The following is a 25,597-nucleotide window of genomic DNA, read 5'->3' on the forward strand; positions in this document are numbered from 1 at the left end:
CGGTTATACAATCTGCTGCATGACTGATCGCCTCGAGTTCACCGTTGATCGCAATGCGAATCCGGCGGGCGACGAGGTACGGGCCGGAATCCTGGCCAATCCTGGCTTCGGCAAGTTCCACACCGACCACATGGTCTCCATCGACTACACCGTCGGAAAGGGCTGGCACGACGCCCGCGTCACCCCCTACGGACCCATCGAGCTGGACCCGTCGGCGATCGTCCTGCACTACGCGCAGGAGATCTTCGAGGGGCTCAAGGCCTACCGGTGGGCCGACGGGTCGATCGTGTCGTTCCGGCCCGAGGCGAACGCCGCCCGGCTGCGCAACTCGGCCCGGCGCCTTGCCATCCCGGAACTGCCCGACGAGTTGTTCATCGAGTCACTGCGCCAGTTGATCGCCGTCGACGAGCAGTGGGTGCCCCCCGCGGGCGGTGAGGAGTCGCTGTACCTGCGGCCCTTCACGTTCGCGACCGAGCCCGGCCTCGGTGTCCGTCCGGCCGAGGAATACCGCTACATGGTGATCGGGTCCCCGGCGGGCGCGTATTTCCCGCGCGGTATCAAGCCGGTCAGCGTGTGGCTGTCGCACGAGTACGTCCGCGCCTCGCCCGGTGGCACCGGTGCGGCGAAGTTCGGTGGCAACTACGCCGCCTCGCTGCTCGCGCAGGCCGAGGCATCCTCGCACGGTTGCGACCAGGTGGTGTGGCTGGACGCGATCGAGCGCCGCTACGTCGAAGAGATGGGCGGCATGAACCTGTTCTTCGTGTTCGGCAGTGGCGGCACCGCCCGCCTGGTGACCCCGGAGCTGTCGGGCTCGCTGCTACCCGGGATCACACGAGACTCATTGCTGCAGTTGGCAACTGATGCAGGCTTCGCCGTCGAGGAGCGCAAGATCGACGTCGACGAGTGGCAGAAGAAGGCCGCCGCGGGTGAGATCACCGAGGTGTTCGCGTGCGGTACCGCCGCCGTCATCACCCCGGTGTCGCACGTCAAGCACACCGACGGTGAGTTCACCATCGCCGACGGCGAACCCGGCGAGATCACCATGGCGCTGCGCGACACCCTCACCGGGATCCAGCGGGGCACCTTCGCCGACACCCACGGCTGGATGGCCCGGCTGTCCTAGCCGACCGCGAGGCCGAGTGCCGTAACCGTCGTCGTCACCTCGACCGCGGCGCCGAGCACATCGCCGGTGATGCCGCCGAACCTGCGCACACAGTGCGCGACCAGTAGGGCACTGCACGCCACCGCGACCAGCACCACGAGCGGACCCTGCCAGAGTCGTTCGGTCGCCGTCGCCGCCACCCCGGCGACCGCCGCGATCCAGGTGACCACCACCCACAGGGGCTGCGTCCCGGCGACGAATCCACCCAGGGTGCTGCCTGCCGCAGCGGGGACCCCGCGTCGGCACGCGGCGACGACGGCTACCCGGCCCGCCACGACCGCGACGAACACCCCCTGCCAACCCGCGTCGGCGAATGCCAGGGCCTGAAGCAGGACCGTCACCGCGACGGCGGCGACCCCGAACGGCCCGGCCCTGCCGTCGCGCATCACCGCCAGCGCACGCTCGGGCGGTCCGTAACAGCCCAGGCCGTCGATGGTGTCGGAAAGGCCGTCGATGTGTAGTCCGCGGGTGGCCAGCAGCAGCACCGCCACCGTCACCGCGCCGGCCAGCGCACCGTCGCCGAAGGCCGCCGACCCTGCCCACCATGTCGCGGCGGCCAGCGCAGCGAGCACCGCTCCGGCCACCGGCAGCGCGGTCAACACGCCGCGTCCGACGTTCGCGGTGATACGAGCGGGCACAGGCAGGATCGTCGAAAATGCGAAAGCGCCTGCGAGCGAACGGATCACGACCCGCTGATCCCGGCTTCCTCGAACGTGGCCATCGAAGCCAGGGTGGCCACCGCGGCGCGCAGGACCGGCAGTGCGACCAGAGCGCCCGAACCCTCGCCGAGGCGCATGTCGAGTTCCACGATCGGCTCCAGATCGAGATGGCTCAGCGCGAGCGAATGCGCCGGTTCGGTGGAGCGGTGACCTGCCCGCCACCACAGCCGCGCACCGGGCGCGAGATTGTCGGCCGCCATCGCCGCGGCCGTCACCACCACGCCGTCGAGCAGCACCGGAGTACGCCGCACCGCGGCCTGGGCGAGGAAACCGGTCATCGCGGCCAGGTCCGCGCCGCCGCACATGCGAAGCAGCGCAATGGGATCCGCGGTGATGCGACGGGCCCGGTAGAGGGCATCGCGGACCGCCCCGGTCTTGCGCGACCAGCCGGCGTCGTCGATCCCGGTCCCGCGACCGACCACCGCTACCGGTTCGGAATCGGTCATCGCCGCGATCAACGTCGTCGCGGGTGTCGTGTTCCCGATGCCCATGTCACCGGCGATCAGAAGATCGGCTCCCGAGTCGACCTCGTCGTCGGCGATCGCGCGACCCGCATCGATCGCGGCCACCACCTCATCGGGGGTCAGCGCGTCCTCGATGGCGATGTTGCCGCTGGATCGGCGAATCCTGTGTGCGCCGATAGCCGTCGACAACGGCTCCTCGCTGTCGACGGCGATGTCGGCGACCCGCACCCCGGCGCCGGCCACCTCGGCGAGCACGTTCACGGCCGCGCCGCCCGAGGCGAAATTGGCGACCATCGCCGCGGTCACCTCCGCGGGATACGCCGACACCCCGGACGCGGCGACGCCGTGATCACCGGCGAACACCACCACCCGGGCCCGCTGGAACTGCGTGGGCGGGCAGTGGCCCTGGCACGCCGTCACCCAGATCGACAGATCTTCGAGGCGGCCGAGTGCACCCGCCGGCTTGGTCAGAACGGCCTGCCGACTCCTCGCGGCCGCCGCGGCCTCGGTGTCGGGTGCGGGAACGTCAGGAAAATACCCCACCTGCGGCGTCACGCAACGCGGGTGCCGCGCTCGACCTGGGGCCGAGGCGCGCGCATCCGCCGCAACTGCGAGGCACGGCTCGCGGCATAGAAGCCGAGCTTCCAGCCGGATTCGGTGTTGTCGGGGAACTTCGCATCGGCCAGCCTGTTCACCTTGCGGCCGAGGATGAAGCCGTCGACGATCATGATCACCACCAGCACAAGCATCGCGGGGGAGACGAGGGCCTGCACCTGGACCGACGGGACGGCCAGCATGATGAAGATCATGCCGAGCGCGGCGGGCATGAACAGACCGAGCAGGTTGCGCCGCGAATCGACGACGTCGCGCACGTAGCGCCGCACCGGGCCCTTGTCACGCGGCAGCAGATAGGCGTCCTCGCCGGCCATCATCCGCTCGCGGCGCTGATTCATATCGGTGCGCCGTTCCGCGCGCTCGGCCTTGCGCTCCTCGCGGGACAGCTTCGGACCGCGCAGTTCCTTGCGCCGCTTCCTGGCCTCGGCGCTGGTCATCGGAGCCGGTGCGACGGGGCCGCGCCGACGCGACGCCTCGCTGCGCTTCGGAGTCGGTTTGCCCTTCGGGGCCGTGGTGACGCGTTCCACCGGTGCATCGTCGGTGGCTTTCACGGCGGCCTTCCCTGAGACGTTCGTGGAAGGGTCGGCGTCCCCTCGATCTCCGGCGTCGTCGCTCTTGCGGCCCAGCAGCTTCACGGCTCCCAGGTTACTTCTCCGCGGACGGCGCACCCAATCCGTGCCGGGATAGTCTGCCGTGGTGACAGGCACCGAGTCCCCCGCCAGAACCGTGCTGATCGCCCCGGATTGCTTCGGCGACAGTCTCACCGCAGTGCAGGCCGCGCAATCCATCGCGCAGGGGTGGCGGACGTCGCGCCCCGGCGACACACTGACGCTCGCGCCGCAGTCCGACGGCGGACCCGGGTTCGTCGAGGTGCTGGCAACCCGGCTGGGCGAGGTCCGAACGCTCACGGTCAGCGGGCCGTTGGACGTCGACGTGGAGGCGCAGTGGGTGCTCGATTCCGACCCCCCGGTGACGGCGTACATCGAGTGCGCGCAGGCGTGCGGACTCGCGCTGCTCGGCGGCCCGCCGACCGTCCGCACCGCACTCGATGCGCACAGTAGGGGAGTCGGCCAGCTCATCGCCGCCGCGCACGCGGCGGGGGCCGGCCGCATCGTGGTCGGACTCGGCGGCAGCGGAAGCACCGACGGCGGCCGCGGGATGGTCGAGGCGCTCGGGGGGCTGAGCGGCGCCCGCGAATTGCTCGACGGTGTCGAACTGATCGCCGCCAGCGACGTCGAACATCCCCTGCTCGGCCCGATGGGCGCCGCCTCGGTGTTCGGACCGCAGAAGGGCGCCGACACCGAAACCGTCGCCGTGCTTGAACAGCGGCTCACCGCGTGGGCCGAGGAACTCGACGCGGCCGCAGGCCGGCGGGTCAGCGACGATCCGGGCGCGGGTGCGGCCGGGGGTATCGGTGCCGCGCTGCTCGCGCTCGGCGGTCGCCGCGAGTCGGGCGCGGCGATCATCGCCGAACACACCGGCCTGAGCAACGATGTCGCGGCCGCCGACCTGGTCATCACCGGCGAAGGGCGATTCGACGACCAGTCGCTCCACGGAAAGGTCGTCAGCGCGCTGGCCGCGGGGGCCCGCTCGCACCACATCCCGGTGCTGGTGCTCGCCGGGCAGGTCACGCTCGGCGAGCCCGCGCTGCAGGCGGCGGGGATCGAGTCCGCCCATTCCCTCACCGAACACGCGGGATCGGTGGAGAAGGCGATCGAGGACGCAGCCAACCAGCTCACCGGACTGGCCACCGAGGTCGCCGCGGGATGGCAGTAGCCCGCCGTCGATGGGGAATACGGCCGAAACCAGGTACCGTTGAGAAGGTGGAGCCACCCTCGATTCGCCGGGGAGACCGGCTCCACCCACGTACATCCACACGGGAGATTCCATGACTGTTCAGGACGAGTCGGCTGTGCAGGCTGGCCAGACCACCGAGGCTGCGCACGGCGTGACCCTGACGGATGCCGCGGCAGCCAAGGCGAAGGCCCTGCTCGACCAGGAGGGTCGTGACGACCTGGCGCTGCGGATCGCCGTCCAGCCGGGCGGATGCGCCGGCCTGCGCTACAACCTGTTCTTCGACGACCGCTCGCTCGACGGCGACCTGACCGTGGACTTCAGCGGTGTCGAACTGACCGTCGACCGGATGAGCGCCCCCTACGTGCAGGGCGCCACCATCGACTTCGTCGACACGATCGAGAAGCAGGGCTTCACCATCGACAACCCGAACGCCACCGGTTCGTGCGCCTGCGGCGACTCGTTCAACTGAGCTAGTACTGGCCGGCCGTCCGCGGCAGATACGAACACACCAGGATCTCGTTGTCGACCGAGATCAGCTGCGCGACGGCCTGCTCGTCAGCCTCCTGAGGCTGATTTCGTGACGAACCGCTGGCGGGCAACACCCGCATTGTGAACAGCACCTGCGCCTGCGTGGGCGACGACAGCACCATCTTGTCGATGGACGTGACCTCGGCGCTGTCGTATTGCTTGCGGAACGCGTCGCTGGAGAGTCCGGCGAGCGCGAGATCCGACCGCCGCTCCTTGACCGAATCGAACAATCCGCACAGCGTGTGGCGCGCGACCTGTTCGTCATCTCCGTTGGACAGCGCGTCGAGGTAGTCCTGGATCGCCGCCTGCGCGGACGTGTCCGTCAACGCGCCGGTCGCCGCCTGCTCGTCCCGTCCTCCGCTCAGCGCCACCGCGGCGATCACACCGGCCACCGCCAGCACAGCCACCACCGCGACGGCGATCGCGACCCATGGGCCGCGTCTGCGCTTCGGATACTGCACGGGCGGAGGCAGCGTGCCGGGGTAGGACGCGTCGGCACCGCCGGGGTAGGGCTGTGCCATCGGGGGATAGGTCTGCTGGGGGTAAGGCTCCGGATACATCTGAGGGCCTGCTGGTCCAGCGCCGTATGGGGGCGGGTAGGGACCAGTCATCAATTTGCTCCCGGGAACGTCGGTCGGATCCTGCGGCATCTACAGTGGCCGGGCAGGCACTTATAGGCAGGTTAGCGCACCTCGACGCGTGGACCCTGTTCGTGACCCTGCCGATGACATCGGCCGACACTAGGCTGAAACGCTGAGACGACGAAGGGTGGGACTGCGTGACCATCGCGGTGACCGGATCGATAGCAACTGACCATCTGATGCGCTTTCCGGGGAAGTTCTCCGAGCAGCTTCTGGCCGACCACCTGCAGAAGGTGTCGCTGAGCTTCCTCGTCGACGACCTCGTCATGCACCGCGGCGGCGTCGCGGGCAACATGGCCTTCGCGATGGGCGTGCTCGGCGGTAACCCCACCCTCGTCGGCGCGGTCGGCGCGGACTTCGACGACTACCGGCAGTGGCTCACCTCGCACGGCGTGAACTGTGACAACGTGCTCGTCTCCGACAGCGCCTACACGGCACGGTTCGTCTGCACCACCGACGAGGACATGGCCCAGATCGCCTCGTTCTATCCCGGCGCCATGTCGGAATCGCGCAACATCAAACTCGCCGACATCGTCGCCAAGACGGGATCGCCCAGCCTGACGATCATCGGCGCCAACGATCCGGAGGCGATGTTCCTCTACACCGAGGAATGCCGGGCTCTGGGGCTGGCATTCGCCGCCGACCCGAGCCAGCAGTTGGCCCGGCTGTCGGGTGAGGAGATCCGCAAGCTGATCGACGGCGCGACCTACCTTTTCACCAACGACTACGAGTGGGACCTGCTGCTGCAGAAGTCCGGCTGGTCCGAGGCCGAGGTGATGAGCCAGATCGAACTCCGCGTCACCACCCTCGGCGAGAAGGGCGTCGACCTCGTCGGCCGCGACGGCACCTTCATCCACGTCGACGTCGTGCCCGAGACCCACAAGGATGACCCGACCGGAATCGGTGACGCGTTCCGCGCGGGCTTCCTCACCGGCCGCGACGCCGGCCTGTCGCTGGAGCGTTCGGCTCAGCTCGCCTCGCTGGTCGCGACGCTGGTGCTCGAGGCGCCCGGCCCTCAGGAATGGGCCTGGGACAAGGACTCCGCGGTCACGCGCCTGTCCGACGCCTTCGGCGCGGAGGCGGCTCAGGAAATCGCCGCGGCGCTTTAGCGCCGACAGCGCGCGCAGGGGCCCTCTAGATCTGGACCGGGTAGGTCGGCTCGCTGATCTGCGGTGTGACGCTCTTTTCGACGAAGATCGCGTACCACAGCATGAAGATCAGCACCGTCCACAGCCGGCGGCTGTGATCGGTTGTGCCGCTTCGATGTTCGTCGAGCATCCGGCGTACCGCGGCCAGATCGACCAGGTGGCCGGCCTGTGACGAGCCGACGACCGAATACGCCCACTCCAGCAGCTCACCCGCGCGCAGCCAGTGCCGGATCGGCACGGGGAAACCCAGTTTCGGCCGGTTCAGCACATGGGCGGGCACGATGGGCTCAAGCGCGCGGCGCAGCGCGAACTTCGTCGTCGACCTCGTGATCTTCTGGTCATAGGGCAGTCGCGACGCCACCGCGAACACCTCGGGATCCAGGAACGGGACGCGCAACTCCAGCGAATTGGCCATGGTCATCTTGTCGGCCTTGACCAGGATGTCGCCGCGGAGCCAGGTGAACAGGTCGATGTGCTGCATCCGCGCGACGGGATCCCAGCCCTGCGACTGCGCATACACCGGCGCAGTCACGTCGGTGTGCACCCAATCCTCGCGAAACCCGGGCAGTACGGCGCGTAGATGGGCGTCCGAGAAGCTGCGGGCATTGCCGTAGTACCGCTCCTCGAGCGTCAGCGATCCGCGATGGAGCAGGCTCTTGCCGCGCATCCCCTCGGGCAGGGGGCCGGCCATCCTGCCCACCGATTTGCGAACCCCGCGAGGAAGGTAGTCGAAAGGCTTCAGCGACAACGGTTCTCGATAGATGGTGTAACCGCCGAACAGTTCGTCGGCGCCCTCGCCGGACAGCACCACCTTGACGTGCTTGCGTGCCTCCTTGGCGATGAAATACAGCGGCACCAGGGCCGGATCCGCGACAGGTTCGTCGAGATACCAGACGATCTCGGGAAGCGCGGCGACGAACTCCTCCTGTCCGACGACCTTGGTGACGTGCCGTGCGCCGATGGCCTCCGCGGACGCCACCGCCACGTCGACCTCCGAGAAGCCCTCGCGTTCGAAGCCCGTCGTGAACGTGATGAGCCGCGGGTTGTGCCGCATCGCCAGCGCGGCGATCGCCGTGGAGTCGATGCCGCCCGACAGGAACGCCCCCACCGTCACGTCGGCGCGCATGTGTTTGGCCACCGAGTCCTCGAGGACCGCGGTGATCTCGTCGTAGCGCGCCTGCTCTGCACCGGCAGCGAACGGAACCGCCGCGAAGCGCGGCGTGAAGTATCGCTTCACCTCGGGCTGCGCGCCGGGCCGCACGCGGGCGTAGCTGCCGGATTCGAGCCTGCGGATGCCGCGGTGCAGCGTCTCGGGCTCGGGGACGTACTGCAACACCGTGTAGTGCTGGACGGCGCGCTCGTCGATGGCGAGGTCGACGCCGAGATCGTCGGCAAGATCGAGCAGACACTTCTTCTCGCTGCCCACCGCCGTACCGCCCGTCCCGGTGGCCATGTAGAGCGGCTTGATGCCGAACGGGTCCCTCGCGCAGAACAGCTCCTGCTCGACGGTGTCCCACAGCGCGAACGCGAACATGCCGCGCAGCCGGGTCAGCGCGCCCGTGCCCCAGTGGTGATAGGCGGCCAGGATGGCCTCCCCGTCACCGTCGGTGTGAAAGGCCGCGCCGAATTCTGCGGCGAGTTCCTCACGCAATTCCAGGTAGTTGTAGATCTCGCCGTTGAACACCAGGGTGTAGCGCTCGGGCGCCTCACTCGGGCCCCATCGCAGCGGTTGGTGGCTGTGGGCGATGTCGATGATCGACAGCCGGTTGAAGCCGAGCACGACGCGGGTGTCGCTCCATGTGCCGGGTTCGTCGGGGCCGCGGTGACGCATCTGGGCCGAGGCTCCCGACACTGCGTCGACGATCGCGGGGGAGACGTCAGACGACGGGTCGGTTACCAGCGCAAGCAGTCCACACACCGCGCCAGTATGCCCAATCGTCCGGTCGCTTCGCTCCCGCCCGGGGGCGTGGTCTACGCTGCGTAGTATTCAGTGCAGCCGTCTGACCGGCCCCCGGTCCAGAGACTTTGTAGGAGGCGCCAACGTGCCCGCTCGCGGCCTGAAGTTGGTGGCATTGTCCCTGCTCCTGGGCGGGACGGCGGTGCTACTCAGCGGATGCAGTTGGTCTGAGGCCCTCGGCCTCGGATGGCCCAACGGCATCACCCCGGAGGCTCACCTCAACCGTGAACTGTGGATCGGTTCGGTCATCGCGGCATTCGTCGTGGGTGGCCTGGTCTACCTCCTTCTGTTCTGGACCATGGCCTTCCATCGCAAGAAGGCCGGCGACACCGAACTGCCGCGCCAGTTCGGCTACAACATGCCGCTCGAGCTGACCCTGACCGTCATCCCCTTCATCATCATCTCGGTGCTCTTCTACTTCACCGTCGTGGTTCAGGAGGAGATGCTCAACAAGGAGCCGAACCCCGAGGTCGTCATCGACGTCACCGCCTACCAGTGGAACTGGAAGTTCGGTTACCAGAAGGTGGAGTTCGCCGACGGCACGATGTCCTATGACGGCGTCGACAACGAGCGCAAAGAAGCCATGACCTCGCAGCCCGAGGGCGGCGACGGCCACGGCGGCGAGCTGGCCGGCGCCATTGCGGGCAAGAGCCCAGAGGATCGCACCTACCTGAACTTCGACAAGATCGAGACGCTCGGCTCCACCAGCGAGATCCCGGTCCTGGTCGTTCCGTCGGGCAAGCGGATCGAATTCCAGATCGCGTCGGCCGACGTCATTCACGGGTTCTGGGTGCCGGAGTTCCTGTTCAAGCGCGACGTGCTGCCGAACCCGAAGGAAAACAACTCCGACAACATCTTCCAGATCAGCGAGATCTTCCAGACCGGTGCGTTCGTCGGCCGGTGCACGGAGATGTGCGGCACCTACCACTCGATGATGAACTTCGAGCTGCGGGTCGTGGAGCCCAACGACTTCAAGGCCTACCTCGCTCAGCGCGAGGGCGGCAAGACCAACGCCGAGGCGCTGCAGGCGATCAACCAGCCGCCGCTGGCCGTCACCACACGGCCATTCGACAGCCGCCGCGGAGAACTGGCACCCGGGGTGCCCGAGGCGACCAGGTAAGGACGGCACATGCATATCGAAGCCAGGTTGTTCGAGTTCCTGACTGCGTTCTTCGCGTTGTCGACGGTCGTCTACGGCGTGCTGACGCACCTCTTCCAGGATCCCGGGGGCGTGGAATGGGCGGGCACCACGGCTCTGGCCCTGACCACCGGCCTGACCCTGATCACCGGAACTTTCTTCCGTTTCGTCGCCCGCCGTCTGGACACCAGGCCCGAGGACTACGAGGACGCCGAGATCGCCGACGGCGCGGGCGAACTCGGTTTCTACAGCCCGCACAGCTGGTGGCCCATCATGATCGCCCTGTCGGGTTCGATCACCGCGGTCGGCATGGCGATGTGGCTGCCATGGCTGATCATCGCCGGCGTGTGCTTCATCCTGACGACCGTCGCCGGGCTGGTGTTCGAGTACCACACCGGGCCTGAGAAGCACTGACCGAAGGTCACAATCAGGGCATGAGTTGGCCCGCAACCCGCCTCGGGAAGTCTGTTCGAGTGTCGCCGTTGGGTAGTGTTGCCGAGGCGCCATGAGCCGCTGTGGCAACCACCGGCGCTGCAGAAGCAGTCGAAAAGGATAGACGTAGATGAGCGGGCCGAATCCTCCCGGGCGGGACTCTGGCAGCTCTGGCGATCCAGGCGAGGAGCCGGGTGGCGCGTCCGACGACGCGACCCAGAACGTCACCGGTGCGGGAGCCGACAACCCCGACACCGGGCAGACGGATTTCTACTCCCGCGCCTACTCCGCGCCGGAATCCGAACAGTTCGTCAGCAGCGCCTACGCGGCGTCGTCGGACATCGTGCCGTACGACTACGACAGCTATGACGCCGGCGACCCCGGTGACCTCCCCCCGCCGCCCCGCTGGCCGTGGGTCGTCGGGGTCGTCGCGATCGTCGCCGCGATCGCGCTCGTGGTGTCGGTGTCGGTTCTGGTGACCCGTACGGAGACAGACAACCTGGCCACCCCGGAAACGACCACCCAGTCGGCGCCGCCGATCCAGGACGAGATCCTGACGACGACACCGCCCCCTCCGCCACCGCCGCCCCCGCCCACGACGGAGCCGCCGCCACCCCCTCCGCCGCCGGAGACCGTCACGGTGACCGAGCCCCCGCCTCCGCCGCCGCCGACCGAAGCCCCTCCGCCTCCGCCGCCGCAGACGACCGAGGCGCCGCCTCCACCGCCGACGACCACGACGCGGGCAGGGCCACGCCAGGTGACGTACTCGGTCACCGGTACCAAGGCGCCGGGCGACATCATCACCGTCACCTACATCGACGCGTCCGGACGCAGTCGCACCCAGCGCAACGTCTACATCCCGTGGTCGCTGACCGTCACCCCGATCTCCCAGTCCGAGGTCGGCTCGGTGCAGGCGTCGAGCCTGTTCCTGGTCAGCCGACTGAACTGTTCGATCACCACGAGCGACGGGACGGTGTTGTCCTCCAACACCGGCAATGCCGCTCAGACAAGCTGTTAGGCCAACTCACCGCCGATGACATATCTCACCGATACGAGGCCCGGCGCGGGATTCGACGTCGCCGCGCTCGACCGCACCGACCGCCTGCTCCTCGGCGGCTCCGTCGCCGTATGGCTGGCCGCGCTGGGCGCCGGCGTCGCCGCCACGGTCGCCCTGGTCGACCTGGCCGGCGGACACAAGGAGTCCACCGGTGACTCCGGTACGCCATGGATCCTATACACGATCATCGGTGTCTCAGCGGCGGTGATCGTCGCTGCCGTGCCGCTGCTGCTGAGGGCCAGGCGGGCGCCCGACGAGGAACTGACGCCGGTGGAGAGGCGGATGGCCCAGCAGACCGCTGACAGGACCCAGACCCCGTCGCGCACCGGCGACGCGCCGACCGAGAAGCTTCGCGTCCCGCCGCCTCCGGTGGACACCAATAGCGGGCGGCTGCCGCGGATTCTGCAGTCGCCCACGGCCACGGCGTCCGTCGCCGATTCGCCGGCCATCGACCGGCTGTGGCTTCGCAACACCGCTGCTCTGGTGTGCGCGATGGGGGCGGCGACCCTGCTCGTCTCCGCAGCCACCTATCTGATGGCGGTCGACAACGCGACCGCATCCTGGGTGCTCTACGGCCTCGCCGCTGTCGTCACGGTGGGCATGGTCGCCATCCCGTGGTACTTCCTGCGCGAGCTCCGCACCGAGTTGGGCAGCTGATCGTGTCCCTCTGACATCCCAAAAACCAGTCCGCCCCAGCCATTTCGGCTGGGGCGGACTGGTTTGTCGGGACAGTATGGGTCAGTGATGGCCGTTGCTGGAACCGTTGGACGAGCCGTTGGAGGCGCTCGTCCGCTCCTGATGCTCGCGCAACGCCGTCAGGGCCCGATGCTCGGCCGCGTGTGCGGCCTCGGTGATCGCCTCGTGCTCGGACATCGGATCGCCCTTGAGGAAGCCACCCGTACCCGGTGCACCCGCCGACCCCAGCTTGTTCATCCGCTTGGGCAGGGCCGCGCCCTGGTACTCCAGCGGAATCGGGTGGCCGTGGTCGTCGACCGGGCCGAGAGGCTGGTGCAGCTCGACGTAGGCACCGTGCGGGAGCCGCTTGATGATGCCCGTCTCGACACCGTGCTCGAGCACCTCGCGATCGCTGCGCTGCAGCGCCACCGCCCAGCGGTACGCGACGAAGTAGACGATGGCAGGCAGCACGACCATTCCGATACGGCCGATCCACGTGGTCGCATTCAGCGAGATGTGGAACTTCAGCGCGATGATGTCGTTCATGCACGCGAACGTCAGCAGGATGTAGAACGAGATCGCCGCCGCGCCGACCGCGGTCCGTGTCGGTGCGTCACGCGGACGCTGCAGCAGGTTGTGGTGCGCATTGTCCCCGGTGAGCTTCTTCTCGATGAACGGGTACATCGCGAGCAACCCGAAGATCAGCCCCATTCCGACAGCGACCCACACGCCCTGCGGAATCGTATGGCCGAACGGGTAGAACTCCCACGCGGGCCACAGTCGGATCAGACCGTCCGTCCACATCATGTAGAAGTCGGGCTGGCTTCCCGCCGACACCTGTGACGGCTTGTACGGTCCGAGCACCCAGACCGGGTTGATCTGAAGCAGACCACCCATCAGCCCGAGGATGCCGACCGTGACCGCGAAGAACGCTCCGGACTTCACGGCGAACACCGGCATCACGCGCACGCCGACGACGTTCGTCTCGGTACGACCGGGACCGGGGAACTGCGTGTGCTTCTGGAACCACACCAGCGCCAGGTGAACCCCGATGAGCGCCAGGATGATGCCCGGGATCAACAGGATGTGGAGTGCGTACAGGCGGGGGATGAGGATCTCACCGGGGAAATCGCCACCGAACAGCGCCCAGTGCATCCACGTCCCGACCACCGGGATGCCCATCGTGATGCCCGACAGAGCGGCGCGGATGCCGGTGCCCGACAGCAGATCGTCGGGCAGCGAGTAGCCGAAGAAGCCCTCGAACATGGCCAGGATCAGCAGCAGCGAACCGATGACCCAGTTCGCCTCGCGTGGCCGGCGGAATGCGCCGGTGAAGAAGATGCGGGCCAGGTGGACCATGATCGATGCCGCGAACAGCAGTGCCGCCCAGTGGTGCACCTGGCGGACGAACAGGCCGCCGCGGACCTCGAAGCTGATGTCCAGCGTGGTCTCGTAGGCGCGCGACATCGCGACACCGCGCAGCGGCTGGTAGACGCCGTCGTAGGTCACATGCGCCATCGACGGGTCGAAGAACAGCGTGAGGTAGACGCCCGTGATGAGAAGGACGATGAAGCTGTACATCGCGATCTCGCCCAGCAGGAACGACCAGTGCGTCGGGAACACCTTGTTCAGCTGGCGGCGTACCGCGGCCGAGGGGTGGTACCGCGAGTCGATCGCGTCACCCTGCCTGCCGGCAATTTCTCCTGCGCTTGGACGTGGGCTCATGACTTACGCTCCCAGAATGCCGGTCCGACGGGTTCGATGAAGTCGCCGTTGGCGACCAAGTAGCCGTCCTGGTCGATCGTGATCGGCAGCTGCGCCAGCGAGCGGGCGGCCGGGCCGAAGATCGGCTTCGCGAAGTGCAGCGCGTCGAACTGCGACTGGTGGCACGGACACAGGATGCGATAGGTCTGCTGCTCGTAGAGCGAGGACGGGCAACCGAGGTGGGAGCAGACCTTCGTGTAGGCGAACAGCTCGCCGAAGTTGAAGCTCTCCTGGCCACGTCGCTTCACCACACGCGGCATGTCGAGCGGTTTGATGCGGATCAACATCACCGGGTTGCGCACACCCATCGAGATCTCGAAGATGTGGTGCTCGGATTCGACAGTCGTGCCGTCGCCGTCGGATTCCCGCCACGGGTACACGGTTTCCATGCCGCCGGCGTCGAGATCCTCAGGACGCATCTTGACGAACGGCGATTCGCCCGGCTTGCCGGTCGCGCGTGCCAGGAAGATCGTCTCGCCCTCGTACCGGGGCGTCCACCCCGACGTCCACAGCACCGCCTTCATGCCTTCGGCGGTCGGAACGACCGGCTTCCACGGGTTCTTGATCAGGCCGCCGATGAAAGCCACCAGGGTGCCGACGCCGAAGGCGCCGAAGCCGATACCGAGCGACAGGCCGATCATCTTGCGGCGCTTGATGGTTGAGCCGTCGAGCGCATCGCCGAGGTTGGCGGCGACCGTCTTGCGGTGGATCTCGGGGGACGGGCCGTCGTGCCGGTCCTGAATCGAGATCTCCTCGGGGATGAACTTCTTCTGGTAGAGCACCGCGCCGATGCCGATCGCCAGAACCGACAGACCGAAGGTCAGCCCGTACAGAGGTGTGGTCAGCGAGTACAGGAACTCACCCTCGCCGCCGAACGGCACGTACTCCCACGGCCAGAACAGGAAGATCAACAGAAGGGCCAGACCCGAGAACCCCGAGAGCAGGAACCAATAGGCGACGCTCCGCTCGGCACGCTTCTCGGCCTTGGTGCCGGGCACCGGCCAACGCGGCTCTTTGTAGACGATCTCGACCCCGTCGAGCTTGCCGCCGAGTGCGACGAGCTCGTCCTGGGACATCTTGGCCAGTTCGGCGTCGGTGGGCTGTCCGGGCTCACCCTTGTGTCCCGGCACATCGGTGCCCTTGACCTCACCCTTGAGGTCGTCCTGTCCCTCGCTCATGCCCGTGCTCCGATCCAGAGGGCGGCCGCGATGATGGCCACCATTCCGACGATCCATGCGACCATCCCCTCGGATGTGGGGCCGAAGCCGCCGAGGCCGAGGCCGCCCGGGGTCGGCGTCTCGGCCGATTCGCGGACGTAGGCGACGATGTCGCGCTTCTCTTCAGGGTCGAGCTGCCGGTCGGAGAACTTCGGCATGTTCTGCGGCCCGGTAGCCATCGCGGTGTAGATCTGCGCGGGCGTCGCGTCACCGAGATCCGGCGCGTACTTGCCCGACGACAGCGCACCGCCCTTTCCGGTGAAGTTGTGGCACGAGGCGCAATTCAGGCGGAACAGGTCGCCGCCGCGTGCGACGTCGCTGCCGATGAGCGACTGCCCGGCGATCTGTCCGTTCTCGTCGCGCGGGACGACGGGGCCACCGCCGTTGGCCTGCACGAAGGCGCCGAGCGCATCGATCTGCGACTCGTCGAAGGCAGGCGACTTCGCGGGCGCCTGCGCCTCGTTGCGCATCGCGGGCATACGTCCGGTCGAGACCTGGAAGTAGACGGCCGCTTCGCCGACGCCGATTAGGCTGGGCCCGCGGTCGGCGACACCCTGCAGGTTCACGCCGTGGCACGACACGCAGGACGTGTCGTAGAGCTGCTGACCAGTGCGCAGCATCGCCGAAGCGGATTCGTCGGCGACGGCCACCTGCGGGGCAGGCGTCAGGGTGGCAGCCAAACCGCCGGCCATCACCAATCCGCTCAACAGCAGCAATGCCGCCGTCACGCGGCGGCGAAGGCGGCGTCGGCGAACTGTCGCCGGCCGACCGGCTCCGGGCGACTTGCTGGTCATCGAACCCCTTCTGTTGGGCTGATTCTTCGACTGCGGCTCGTCGGACGCATCGGCGGGGCCGATCATCGGACGAAGTAGATGACGGCGAACAGGGCAATCCACACGATGTCCACGAAGTGCCAGTAGTAGGACACCACGATCGCGGCGGTGGCCTGGGCGGGCGTGAACTTGCTCATCCGGGTGCGGACGAGCAAGAAGATGAAGGCGACCAGACCGCCGATGACGTGCAGACCGTGGAAGCCGGTCGCGAGGTAGAAGACGGTGCCGTAGGCGCTGCCCGGGATCGTGGTTCCGGTGTGAACCAGGTGGTAGTACTCGTAAGCCTGTCCCAGCACGAAGAACAGGCCCATCGCGAAGGTCAGCGTGTACCAGCGGCGCAGCCCGAACACGTCGCCGCGCTCGGCGGCGAACACACCCATCTGGCACGTGAACGACGACGCGATGAGGACCAGCGTCACCGGCACTGCCAGCGCGAGGTTCAGCTCGGTGGGCTCGGGTGGCCAGTCGCCCCCGGCCTGCGCGCGTGCGGTGAAGTACATCGCGAACAGCCCAGCAAAGAACATCAACTCACTGGAAAGCCACACGATGGTGCCGACACTGACCATATTGGGTCGGTTCAGCGAATGCACCCGCGACGTGATTGCGGTTCCCGAGGTCCCTACAGCGCTCGTCACAGGAGCAAGTATGACGCTTTGTAGTTGTTGAACTCCACCCGGGTCGAGCAATTCGTCATAATCACGTTCGTGACTACCCCTCCTGCCCCGCCCGTCTCGCGTCAGAACGACCCCGGTACCACCCCCACCTGGGCGATGATTCTCGGCAGACTGACCAACAATCAGGGGCTCCTGCCCGGTCAGGCGGGTTGGGCGATGGACCAGATCATGGGCGGCACCGCGACACCCGCGCAGATCGCGGCGTTCGGCGTGGCGATGAAGATGAAGCGACCCACTTCCGCCGAGGTCGGCGAACTCGCCGAGATCATGCTCAAGCACGCGCGCAAGGTGCCGACGGACACGTTCGGGACGGCGACGGTCGACGTCGTCGGCACGGGTGGCGACGGCGCCAACACCGTCAACCTGTCGACGATGGCCTCCATCGTGGTGGCCGCTGCCGGCGTGCGCGTGATCAAGCACGGAAACCGGGCCGCGTCGTCGCTGTCCGGGGGTGCCGACACACTCGAAGCGCTGGGCCTGCGGATCGATCTGGGCCCCGACGAGGTTGCGCGCTGCGTCGCCGAGGTGGGCATCGGGTTCGCGTTCGCCCCGCAGTTCCATCCGTCCTACCGGCACGCCGGGGTGGCCCGCCGTGAGATCGGCGTGCCGACGGTGTTCAATCTGCTTGGCCCACTGACCAATCCGGCCACGCCGCGGGCGGGTCTGATCGGCTGCGCATGGGGTGAGCTCGCCGAGGTGATGGCCGAGGTGTTCGCCACCCGCGGGGCCAGCGTGCTGGTGGTCCACGGCGACGACGGCCTCGACGAGCTGACGACGACCACGACGAGCACGATCTGGCGCGTGCAGGCCGGGACCGTGGAGCGGCTGAGGTTCGATCCGGCCGCGTTCGGGTTCGCCCGGGCCGAGATCTCCGCGCTGACGGGAGGCGACGCCGAATCGAACGCCGCGTCGGCCAGGGCAGTGCTGGCCGGTGCCGAGGGCCCGGTGCGGGATGCCGTCGTGCTCAACGCGGCGGGAGCGCTGGTATCGCATGCCGGGCTATCCAGCGACGCCAAGTGGGTTCCGGCGTGGGAGTCCGGGCTCGCGAGGGCGAAGGAAGCCATCGACTCCGGGGCTGCCGAACAGCTGCTCGCGCGATGGGTGCGGTTCACTCAGCAACTGTGAGCTGATCGGTTCCACGTCGCGTAACTGTTCGGCGGCCAGTCGCGCCGACCGTGCCGTGGCAGCCCATGCCGCCCAGCGGCCGGCGGCGGTGGCGGGCGAACAGTAGCCGGTGTCGGTGCGCACGATCCGCACGCCCGGCTGGCCCAGCCAGCGCGCGATCAAAGCCGTCTCCTCGACGAGCGCGCCGCCGAGGGGGCCCGCCGTGGGCAGCACCGACTGCGCGGCTGCGGTCAGCGCGTCGACCACCGGCATCGGCGGCACGCCCCGGGGCGCGACACCTGCGGCGGCGAGCTGTCCGTGACGGACGACGGACAGATGCCAGCCTCGGTTGCCATCGGGTCTGGCGGCGACCAGCTCGCCGATCGCGCACAGTGCGCGCAGCCGCTGGCCGCGCCACAGCACGTCGATGGCGGCGGCCGTGTGGTCGCGCAGTCTCGCGGCGGTCTCGTAGCGATTGCGCTCGGCCAGGTCGGCGATGTGTGCCAGGGCCGCCTCGAGCGGGCGTCCGCATCGGCCGTCGATGAGCGCGAGTGCGCCCTCCGATGCGGCCGCGTATCCACCGGCGTCGGCGCCGCGGACGGCGGGACAGGGGGAGACCTCGCGCTCGGGGCAGGCCGGGCCGTGGACGGCCGATCGGCCGAGCCGCTTGGTGCAGGTCCGCACTCCCGTGAAGCGGGCCATCAACGCCGCGGTCTCGACCGCGTCGGTGCGCGACCGGAACGGCCCCACCGCACTGTCGGTGCGCGGCGTGCGTACCGCCGAGAACCGGGGGAACGGTTCGTCGGTCAGGGTCACCCACCACCACCGGTGCGGGAACTTCGACCGCTTGTTGTACGGCGGGGCATGCGCGGCCAGCAGGCGTAGCTCGCGCACGCCCGCCTCGAGGTCGTGCGCGCACTCGACGTGGTCGACGGCGGTGGCCAGCGAGACCATCTCCTTGATCCGCGTGCGCGGATCGGCGCCGTTGAAGTACTGCCCGACGCGGCGGCGCAGATCCACGGCGGTGCCGACGTAGAGCACCTCGGCCGACGGCCCGCGGAACAGGTAGACGCCGGGACTGCGCGGCATGGCGCGGGCGAGGTGGCGCTTGCTGCGCTGCGCCGGGGTGACGTCGGGAAGGTATCCACGCAGTTCGGAGTAGGTGTGCACGCCCTGGTTGCCTACGCGCTCGATGAGGCCGTGCAGGACGTCGACGGTGGCGCGGGCGTCGTCGAGGGCCCGGTGAGTGGGCGTCGTGGAAGCGCCGAACAGCTGGGCCAGCGCCGAGAGCCGCACGCTGGGGGCTTCGTCCCGGGTCAAGACCCGCCGGGCGAGGGTGACGGTGCACAGCACGGGCGGTTTCGGCCATGGCAGGTGGTTGCGTTCGGCCGCGGCGCGCAGGAATCCGACGTCGAAGCCGGCGTTGTGCGCGACGAGGACGGCGCCGCGGGCGAACTCAAGGAAGGCCGGCAGGACGGCGTCGATCTTGGGTGCGTCATAGACCATCGCCGACGTGATGCCGGTCAGCGCGACGATCTGCGGTGGTATCGCGCGGCCGGGGTCGACCAACGTAGCAAACTCTCCCAAGATTTCGCCGCCGCGCACTTTGACCGCGCCGATCTCGGTGATCTCGTCGTGGCGGTCGCCTGAGGAACGGCCGCCGGTCGTTTCCAGATCGACGACGACGAAGGTGGTCTCGCGCAGCGTGGGGTCGGCGAGCGGATCGACATCCGCGAAGCTCAGCTGACCCATGTGCTGAACGTAGGTGCCACCGGTGACAACTTCGGTGAAGCAGAGCCGAGGGTGCGTATCCGGACTCGGCCCGCTCTGGCTGGAGTTGTCGGTGGCCGTCGATACCGTGCGGACGACTGCAATCGAGAGGACAGTGCGATGGCTCAGAATCAGTGGCCGCCGGGGCAGGACGCCGACGACGGCACGGTGAAGATCGACTGCGACGACTGTGCCGTCCGCGGTCCTGGATGCCAGGATTGCGTCGTCAGCGTGCTTCTCGGGGTTCCCGAGACGCTGCACGTGGACGAGCGCCGAGCCCTTGAGGTGCTGGCCGAGGTGGGTCTGGCGCCCAAGTTGCGGCTCGTGCCGATCCATCGGCAGAGTGGCACCGGTGTCGCCTGACGACACGCACCGCCTCGGCGCTCCCGGTCCTCAGGAATGGCTGCTAAATTTGCCTCTTCCGTTGGACAAGGCCGTTGCCGTTTCGTAACCTGTCTGAGACCTAAGTGAGTTCGAGGCGGCTCGTCACGGCAGTTGAAGGACGCAAAAATCTTGAGGCTCGACCGCGCACACAGGAGCATTCGCCGTACTCGGCAAACCATTGTCAGCACGTTGGCCGTTGTGGCTGTGGCCGGCGCCGTGCTGACCGGGCAGGCCTACGCCGACCCCGCCGAGGACGCTCTGGCAAAGCTGAACGATCTTTCTCGTCAAGCTGAGCAGACCACCGAGGCGATGCACTCGGCGCAGCTGGACCTGGACAACAAGCTGGTGATCCAGCAGGCCGCGGAGACCAAGCACGCCGGCGATGTCGCCGCGATGGAATCCGCGAAGGCGCAGCTGACCGATTTCCAGAGCAAGGTCGACAAGCTCGCCGCCGCGCAGTACATGGGCGGGCGTCCGTCCGGTTTCGACGCGATCCTGACCGCTTCGTCGCCGCAGGGCCTGATCGACCAGCTGTCCGTGCAGCGGGTGATGGCCGGCGAGATGCAGTCGCAGATGGCCGCGTTCCGCGACGCCGGCCAGCGGGCCGAGGTCGCCGAGCAGGCGTCGGCCGCTTCCGCTGCCGAGGCCAAGACCGCCGCCGAGCAGGCCGCGGCCGTGCGCGCCGATCTACAGTCCAAGCAGAGCCAGCTGCAGACCCAGATCGCGATCGTCAAGGCGCAATACGAGGCGCTGACCCCGGTCCAGCGCGAAGCGCTCGCTGCCGCTCCGCCGCCTCCTCCCGTCCCTGCCGGTGCCCCGCTGCCGCTCGCGCCGCCCGCACCCGGACAGGACCCCGCGATCCTCGCCGCGCCGCCCGCTCCGCCGGTTCCCGGTGCCATCCCGCCCGGTGACATCGCCCCGCCCGGGTCTCCTGCCTCCACCACCGTCATCCAGGCTGCGCTGAGCCGCATCGGTTCGCCCTACTCGTGGGGTGGGTCCGGTCCGAGCGCTTTCGACTGCTCCGGTCTGGTGATGTGGTCGTTCCAGCAGGCGGGGATCTCGCTGCCGCATTCCAGCCAGGCGCTGGCACGCGGCGGCCAGCCCGTGTCGAGGGATCAGATGCAGCCGGGGGACCTCGTCACCTATTACTCCGACGCCTCGCACGTCGGGATCTACATCGGCGACGGCATGATGGTGCACGCCTCCACCTACGGCACACCGGTGCGCGTCGCCCCGGTGGACAATGCGCCGATCTACAACGTCCGTCGTTACTGACCCGTCCTGGGGCTCCCGCTCCGTCAACCGGCGCAGGCTCGGTGCGCTTCTCGGCGCCGAGCTCATCTGTGCAGTCCTGTTGATCAGCGGGCCGCAGCTGGCGCCGTCGGGCCCCGCGATCGCGTCTCCGGTCTCCGAGTCGCGACCCGCGCAGCTGCCGGGCACGCGCTCGGTCTCCACACCCGACGGGCGCACGACGCAACTGGTCGATCTCGGAGCGACGGGCGGGCGTGCGCTGATCGACCGCATCGCCGCCGAACTGCCCGGCGCCACCAACGCCGTCACCGCCTTCTGGGGCTCTGACTGGCGCCGCGACATCTCCATCGTGGTGGCGGGATCCGCGGAGCAATTCGGCGCCCTGGCGGGCGGCGGACTCGACATCGCGGCCACCACCACCGCCGACCGCATCATGTTCTCGCCGGGCGCGACCGCGATGAACGCCGCCGATCTGCGAACGGTGTTGCGCCACGAGCTGTTTCACTATGCGGCCAGGGCTGACACCGCACCCGATGCGCCGGTGTGGCTCACCGAAGGCGTCGCCGACTATGTCGGCAGACCGCCGGCAGCCACCGCCCCCGCCGCGCCGGCGGCACTGCCGACTGACGCCGAGCTGACCGCACCCGGGCCGGGGCGCTCGGCGGCCTACGACCGCGCGTGGGAGTTCGCCACCTACATCGCCGGCACCTACGGCGTCGACAAACTTCGTGCGCTCTACGTCGCCGCGTGCGGGCACGGCCACCCCGACGTGGACACCGCGATCCTGGCGGTGCTCGGGGTGGATGTCTCGAAGGTGCTGAGCCGGTGAAACGGATGCTGCTGGTCACCAACGACTTTCCGCCGCGCCGCGGCGGCATCCAGTCGTATCTGGAGGCACTTGTCGGTCACCTGGTGGCGTCGGGCGAGCACGCGCTGACCGTCTACGCGCCGAAATGGAAAGGTGCCGAGGACTACGACTCGGTGGCCGCCGCGACGGGATACCGGGTCGTCAGGCATCCGGGAACACTCATGGTGCCCGAGCCCACGGTCGCGCTGCGGATGCGGCGTTTGATCGCCGAGAACGACATCGAGACCGTGTGGTTCGGGGCAGCGGCGCCACTGGCGTTGCTGGCCCCGCTGGCCCGCGCTGCAGGCGCACAGCGCGTGGTGGCCAGCACGCACGGGCACGAGGTGGGTTGGTCGATGCTGCCGCTGGCGCGAACGGCGTTGCGCCGCATCGGCAACGACACCGACGTCGTCACCTACATCAGTGACTACACCCGCGGCCGGTTCGCGTCCGCGTTCGGCGCACAAGCGGCGCTCGAGCACGTACCGCCCGGCGTCGACACCGACCGCTTCAAGCCGGACGAAGTCGCCAGGGCCGAACTGCGGGCCCGCTACGGACTCGGGGGCAGGCCGGTGGTGGTGTGTCTGTCCAGGCTGGTGCCGCGCAAGGGCCAGGACATGCTGATTCGGGCGCTGCCGGCGATCCGGCAACGGGTGCCCGGTGCCGCGCTCGTCATCGTCGGGGGAGGCCCGTACCGCACGTCGCTGCACCGCCTGGCGCACACCTTCGGCGTCGCCGAACACGTCGTGTTCACCGACGGGGTGCCCGGCGACGAGCTGCCTGCCCACCATGCGATGGCCGACGTCTTCGCGATGCCCTGCAGGACAAGAGGATCAGGCCTCGACGTCGAGGGGCTCGGCATCGTGTACCTGGAGGCGTCGTCCACCGGCGTTCCGGTGGTTGCGGGCAGGTCCGGCGGCGCTCCTGAGACGGTCGTCGACGGCGAGACGGGACACGTGGTCGACGGCTGGGATGTCGGGGCCATCGCCGCGGCGGTCGCCAATCTGCTCGCCGACCCCGCCCGCGCCGCGGAGATGGGTGCGGCGGGCAGGCGGTGGGCTGTCGGCAACTGGCAGTGGAGCAGGCAGGCGCAGCGCCTGTCGCGACTGCTCTAGCCCTTCGCGTACAGCGCGTCGATGTCGGCGGCGAACTTCTCCGCGACGACCTTGCGCTTCACCTTCAGCGTGGGTGTCAGCTCGCCGGTGTCCTCGGTGAAATCGACGGGCAGGATGCGGAATTTGCGAATCTGCTCGGCCTTCGACACGGCCTGGTTGGCGTCCTTGACGGCCAGTTCGACCTCGGCCCGCAGGTCGGGATCGTCGGACAGATCGGCGACCGACGCACCGGAATCCTTGCTGTTGCGCTCCTTCCAGCCAGGGAACGCCTCGGGGTCGATCGTGATCAATGCGGCGATGAACGGCTGCTGATCGCCGACGGCCATGGCCTGGCTGATGAGCGGGTGCGCGCGCAGGCGATCCTCGAGCAGCGCGGGTGCGACGTTCTTGCCGCCCGCGGTCACGATGATCTCCTTCTTGCGCCCGACGATCGACAGGAAGCCGGCGTCGTCGATCGCGCCGAGGTCGCCGGTGTGGAACCACTCACCGGTGAAGACGGCTTTGGTCTCCTCCTCGTTGCCCCAGTAACCGTTGAACACGACACCGCCCTTGACCAGCAGTTCGCCGTCATCGCCGAGCTTCATGCTGTTGCCGGGCAGCAGCTTGCCGACCGAACCGACCCGCAGGTCCCCGACCCGGTTGACGGTGATCGCGGCGCTGGTCTCGGTGAGCCCGTAGCCCTCGTAGATGGACAGGCCCACACCGCGGTAGAAGTGGCCGAGCCGGGCTCCCAGCGGGGCACCGCCGGAGATGGCGGCATGGCAGTGCCCGCCGAGTGCGGCGCGCAGCTTGCCATAGACCAGCTTGTCGAACACCGCGTGCTTGAGCCGCAGCACCAGGCCCGCCCCGCCCGTGTCCTGCGCCTTGCTCCACGCGATAGCGGTGTCGGCGGCCGCGGCGAAGATCTTGCCCTTTCCGCCGTTTTCGGCGTTCAGCTCGGCGGTGTTGTACACCTTCTCGAACACCCGAGGAACCGACACCACGAGCGTCGGCTTGAACACCGAGAACATCGGGACGAGGTTCTTGATGTCGCTGGTGAACCCCAGCGTCACCCCGTTGGCGAACGCGCCGATGGTCAACGCGCGAGCCAGCACATGCGCCAGCGGCAGGAACACCAGGAGCTTCTCGCCCTTGGCGAGGTGATCGGGGAAGCACGCCTTGGCGCCGCGGATCTCGTAGAGCAGGTTCGAATGTGTGAGCTGGCAGCCCTTGGGCCGTCCCGTCGTGCCCGAGGTGTAGATCAGTGTCGCGGCATCGGAGGATCTGATGCCGGCAACCCGCTCGTCGACGGCGGCGGCGTCGACCTCGCGGCCCGCCTCGGCGAGCTCGTCGAGTGCCGGCGTGCTGCTTCCTTCGATGACGTACACCTTGCGCAGCTGCGGCAGCGAGTCGCGTTGCTGTTCGATGCGTGCCGCGTGCGCGTCGGTCTCCGCGACAGCGGCGACGGCGCCCGAATCCTGGAGCACGAACTGAACCTGCTCGGCCGAGCTCGTCTCGTAGATCGGCACCGTGACCGCGCCGACCGACAGGATCGCGAAGTCCAGGACCGGCCATTCGTAGCGGGTCGCCGACAGCAGTGCGACCCGGTCACCGGGCTGGATCCCCTGGGCGATCAAACCTCGTGCCGCCGAACGAATCTGATCGGCGGCCTGCCGGCTCGTGACATCGACCCAGCTGCCGTCGACGAGGCGCTGGAAGATGACATGGTCGGGGTCGTCGCGCTCGTGGGCGTATACGGAGCTGACGATGTTGTCGTGCTCGTCGACGGTGAACGGTGCCGGAACGGTGAACTCACGCGCAGTCATCGCAGTGTCAGACCCTCTCGCTTTACAGGCCGCAATGTGTTGTACAGCGTAGTCGTCCGGGAGCCGACTGCGGCCGGGCATGTGTGAAGCTTGTCTGTCATGAACAGCATCCAGATCGCCGACGAGACGTTCATCGCCGCCGATCCCGTCGCCGTCGGCGAGGCTGTGGGCGACAGGGCGAACTGGTCGCGGTGGTGGCCCGACCTGCGGCTGTCCGTCGTCGAGGACCGTGGGGAGGTCGGGCATCGCTGGACGGTGACGGGCGCACTAACCGGGACCATGGAGATCTGGCTGGAGAAGGCGCTCGACGGGGTCATCCTGCACTACTTCCTGCATGCCGAGCCCTCGGGCGCGGCGGCCTGGGAACTGGCGAAGATGAACCTGCCGAAGATGAACCATCGCCGCCGCGTGGCGGGCAAGGACATGGCCTTCGAGGTGAAGCGCACGCTCGAGGCGAACCGCCCCGTCGGCGTCTCGCGATTGGCGTGAACGATTACGGC

At 68.4% G+C, this 25,597-nt stretch carries 24 protein-coding genes and 1 pseudogene; 14 read left to right on the forward strand and 11 right to left on the reverse strand.

The annotated features are described in order from the left end of the window. The first annotated feature begins 19 nt into the window (after positions 1 to 19). The gene (locus ACAG24_RS16795; protein WP_370473581.1) at positions 20 to 1,123 is read left to right on the forward strand and encodes a branched-chain amino acid aminotransferase; all 1,104 of its coding nucleotides are present in this window, start codon (positions 20 to 22) and stop codon (positions 1,121 to 1,123) included. Here ACAG24_RS16795 and ACAG24_RS16800 read toward each other — a convergent pair. Genes ACAG24_RS16800 through ACAG24_RS16810 form a run of 3 tightly spaced genes read right to left on the reverse strand, consistent with a single transcriptional unit; the run spans position 1,120 to position 3,595 of the window. Further along, on the reverse strand, positions 1,120 to 1,848 hold the full coding sequence (locus ACAG24_RS16800; protein ID WP_370473580.1) for an adenosylcobinamide-GDP ribazoletransferase: 729 nt from the start codon (positions 1,846 to 1,848) through the stop codon (positions 1,120 to 1,122). The genes ACAG24_RS16795 and ACAG24_RS16800 overlap by 4 nt on opposite strands. Then, entirely contained in the window at positions 1,845 to 2,900 is a 1,056-nt protein-coding gene (gene cobT / locus ACAG24_RS16805; RefSeq protein WP_370473579.1) for a nicotinate-nucleotide--dimethylbenzimidazole phosphoribosyltransferase, read from the reverse strand. Before cobT ends, ACAG24_RS16800 begins: the two co-directional genes overlap by 4 nt. Further along, positions 2,897 to 3,595, reverse strand: coding sequence for a DUF3043 domain-containing protein (locus tag ACAG24_RS16810; RefSeq protein WP_370473578.1), 699 nt, complete (start codon positions 3,593 to 3,595; stop codon positions 2,897 to 2,899). Before ACAG24_RS16810 ends, cobT begins: the two co-directional genes overlap by 4 nt. A 61-nt stretch (positions 3,596 to 3,656) precedes the next feature. Here ACAG24_RS16810 and ACAG24_RS16815 point away from each other — a divergent pair, with 61 nt between their 5' ends. Beyond that, positions 3,657 to 4,736, forward strand: coding sequence for a glycerate kinase family protein (locus tag ACAG24_RS16815; protein ID WP_370473577.1), 1,080 nt, complete (start codon positions 3,657 to 3,659; stop codon positions 4,734 to 4,736). Positions 4,737 to 4,848: 112 nt separating this feature from the next. Beyond that, the gene (locus ACAG24_RS16820) at positions 4,849 to 5,226 is read left to right on the forward strand and encodes a HesB/IscA family protein (RefSeq protein WP_370473576.1); all 378 of its coding nucleotides are present in this window, start codon (positions 4,849 to 4,851) and stop codon (positions 5,224 to 5,226) included. A 1-nt stretch (position 5,227) separates the two neighbouring features. Here the strand turns inward: ACAG24_RS16820 and ACAG24_RS16825 are convergent, their stop codons facing one another. Further along, the gene (locus tag ACAG24_RS16825) at positions 5,228 to 5,896 is read right to left on the reverse strand and encodes an Rv0361 family membrane protein (protein ID WP_370473575.1); all 669 of its coding nucleotides are present in this window, start codon (positions 5,894 to 5,896) and stop codon (positions 5,228 to 5,230) included. A 167-nt stretch (positions 5,897 to 6,063) separates the two neighbouring features. Between ACAG24_RS16825 and ACAG24_RS16830 the strand changes: the two genes are divergently transcribed. Then, on the forward strand, positions 6,064 to 7,035 hold the full coding sequence (locus ACAG24_RS16830) for a carbohydrate kinase family protein (RefSeq protein ID WP_370473574.1): 972 nt from the start codon (positions 6,064 to 6,066) through the stop codon (positions 7,033 to 7,035). Positions 7,036 to 7,060: 25 nt separating this feature from the next. On the opposite strand, the gene asnB is transcribed toward ACAG24_RS16830, so the two are convergent. After that, positions 7,061 to 8,992 carry an asparagine synthase (glutamine-hydrolyzing) gene (gene asnB / locus ACAG24_RS16835; RefSeq protein WP_370473573.1) on the reverse strand — a complete coding sequence of 644 codons (1,932 nt, stop codon included), beginning with the start codon at positions 8,990 to 8,992 and terminating at the stop codon, positions 7,061 to 7,063. 82 nt (positions 8,993 to 9,074) lie between these two features. Here asnB and ctaC point away from each other — a divergent pair, with 82 nt between their 5' ends. The 4 genes from ctaC (at position 9,075) to ACAG24_RS16855 (ending at position 12,315) form a co-directional block, all read left to right on the forward strand. Next, positions 9,075 to 10,151, forward strand: a complete 1,077-nt coding sequence (ctaC, locus tag ACAG24_RS16840) for an aa3-type cytochrome oxidase subunit II (protein ID WP_370473854.1) — start codon at positions 9,075 to 9,077, stop codon at positions 10,149 to 10,151. Between the two features lie 9 nt (positions 10,152 to 10,160). Then, positions 10,161 to 10,583 (forward strand): cytochrome c oxidase subunit 4, encoded by a 423-nt coding sequence (locus ACAG24_RS16845; protein ID WP_370473572.1) that lies wholly within the window; start codon positions 10,161 to 10,163, stop codon positions 10,581 to 10,583. Positions 10,584 to 10,731: 148 nt separating this feature from the next. Next, positions 10,732 to 11,619 carry an MmpS family transport accessory protein gene (locus ACAG24_RS16850; RefSeq protein ID WP_370473571.1) on the forward strand — a complete coding sequence of 296 codons (888 nt, stop codon included), beginning with the start codon at positions 10,732 to 10,734 and terminating at the stop codon, positions 11,617 to 11,619. Positions 11,620 to 11,634: 15 nt separating this feature from the next. Next, complete coding sequence (locus ACAG24_RS16855) at positions 11,635 to 12,315, forward strand: DUF2561 family protein (RefSeq protein WP_370473570.1); 681 nt, start codon at positions 11,635 to 11,637, stop codon at positions 12,313 to 12,315. A gap of 81 nt (positions 12,316 to 12,396) precedes the next feature. Here the strand turns inward: ACAG24_RS16855 and qcrB are convergent, their stop codons facing one another. The 4 genes from qcrB to ctaE form a co-directional block, all read right to left on the reverse strand. Then, on the reverse strand, positions 12,397 to 14,058 hold the full coding sequence (gene qcrB, locus ACAG24_RS16860; protein WP_370473569.1) for a cytochrome bc1 complex cytochrome b subunit: 1,662 nt from the start codon (positions 14,056 to 14,058) through the stop codon (positions 12,397 to 12,399). Continuing rightward, the gene (gene qcrA / locus ACAG24_RS16865) at positions 14,055 to 15,275 is read right to left on the reverse strand and encodes a cytochrome bc1 complex Rieske iron-sulfur subunit (protein ID WP_370473568.1); all 1,221 of its coding nucleotides are present in this window, start codon (positions 15,273 to 15,275) and stop codon (positions 14,055 to 14,057) included. The genes qcrB and qcrA overlap by 4 nt, the downstream gene beginning before the upstream one ends. Further along, the gene (gene qcrC, locus ACAG24_RS16870; protein ID WP_370473567.1) at positions 15,272 to 16,108 is read right to left on the reverse strand and encodes a cytochrome bc1 complex diheme cytochrome c subunit; all 837 of its coding nucleotides are present in this window, start codon (positions 16,106 to 16,108) and stop codon (positions 15,272 to 15,274) included. Before qcrC ends, qcrA begins: the two co-directional genes overlap by 4 nt. Positions 16,109 to 16,170: 62 nt before the next feature. Beyond that, positions 16,171 to 16,782, reverse strand: coding sequence for an aa3-type cytochrome oxidase subunit III (ctaE, locus tag ACAG24_RS16875; protein WP_370473566.1), 612 nt, complete (start codon positions 16,780 to 16,782; stop codon positions 16,171 to 16,173). A 69-nt stretch (positions 16,783 to 16,851) separates the two neighbouring features. Between ctaE and trpD the strand changes: the two genes are divergently transcribed. After that, entirely contained in the window at positions 16,852 to 17,946 is a 1,095-nt protein-coding gene (trpD, locus tag ACAG24_RS16880) for an anthranilate phosphoribosyltransferase (protein ID WP_445206201.1), read from the forward strand. Here trpD and ACAG24_RS16885 read toward each other — a convergent pair. Next, a pseudogene (locus ACAG24_RS16885) lies at positions 17,884 to 19,677 on the reverse strand (DEDD exonuclease domain-containing protein); the annotation flags it as partial. The gene trpD and the pseudogene ACAG24_RS16885 overlap by 63 nt on opposite strands. Positions 19,678 to 19,815: 138 nt before the next feature. Here ACAG24_RS16885 and ACAG24_RS16890 point away from each other — a divergent pair. From ACAG24_RS16890 to ACAG24_RS16905, 4 genes are all read left to right on the forward strand, one after another. Beyond that, positions 19,816 to 20,058 carry a hypothetical protein gene (locus tag ACAG24_RS16890; RefSeq protein WP_370473565.1) on the forward strand — a complete coding sequence of 81 codons (243 nt, stop codon included), beginning with the start codon at positions 19,816 to 19,818 and terminating at the stop codon, positions 20,056 to 20,058. A 150-nt stretch (positions 20,059 to 20,208) separates the two neighbouring features. Continuing rightward, positions 20,209 to 21,354 (forward strand): peptidoglycan hydrolase RipC, encoded by a 1,146-nt coding sequence (ripC, locus tag ACAG24_RS16895; protein WP_370473564.1) that lies wholly within the window; start codon positions 20,209 to 20,211, stop codon positions 21,352 to 21,354. Further along, positions 21,323 to 22,159 carry a peptidase gene (locus ACAG24_RS16900; RefSeq protein WP_370473563.1) on the forward strand — a complete coding sequence of 279 codons (837 nt, stop codon included), beginning with the start codon at positions 21,323 to 21,325 and terminating at the stop codon, positions 22,157 to 22,159. The genes ripC and ACAG24_RS16900 overlap by 32 nt, the downstream gene beginning before the upstream one ends. Further along, positions 22,156 to 23,292, forward strand: a complete 1,137-nt coding sequence (locus ACAG24_RS16905; protein WP_370473562.1) for a glycosyltransferase family 4 protein — start codon at positions 22,156 to 22,158, stop codon at positions 23,290 to 23,292. The genes ACAG24_RS16900 and ACAG24_RS16905 overlap by 4 nt, the downstream gene beginning before the upstream one ends. On the opposite strand, the gene ACAG24_RS16910 is transcribed toward ACAG24_RS16905, so the two are convergent. Continuing rightward, positions 23,289 to 25,097 (reverse strand): AMP-dependent synthetase/ligase, encoded by a 1,809-nt coding sequence (locus ACAG24_RS16910; RefSeq protein ID WP_370473561.1) that lies wholly within the window; start codon positions 25,095 to 25,097, stop codon positions 23,289 to 23,291. The two genes, ACAG24_RS16905 and ACAG24_RS16910, sit on opposite strands and share 4 nt — an antisense overlap. A 99-nt stretch (positions 25,098 to 25,196) precedes the next feature. On the opposite strand from ACAG24_RS16910, the gene ACAG24_RS16915 reads away from it, so the two are divergent. Further along, positions 25,197 to 25,586 (forward strand): polyketide cyclase / dehydrase and lipid transport, encoded by a 390-nt coding sequence (locus ACAG24_RS16915; protein ID WP_370473560.1) that lies wholly within the window; start codon positions 25,197 to 25,199, stop codon positions 25,584 to 25,586. Positions 25,587 to 25,597: the final 11 nt, after the last annotated feature.

It is taken from the genome of Mycobacterium bulgaricum (assembly GCF_041287165.2).
GTDB classification, from domain to species: Bacteria; Actinomycetota; Actinomycetes; order Mycobacteriales; family Mycobacteriaceae; genus Mycobacterium; species Mycobacterium bulgaricum.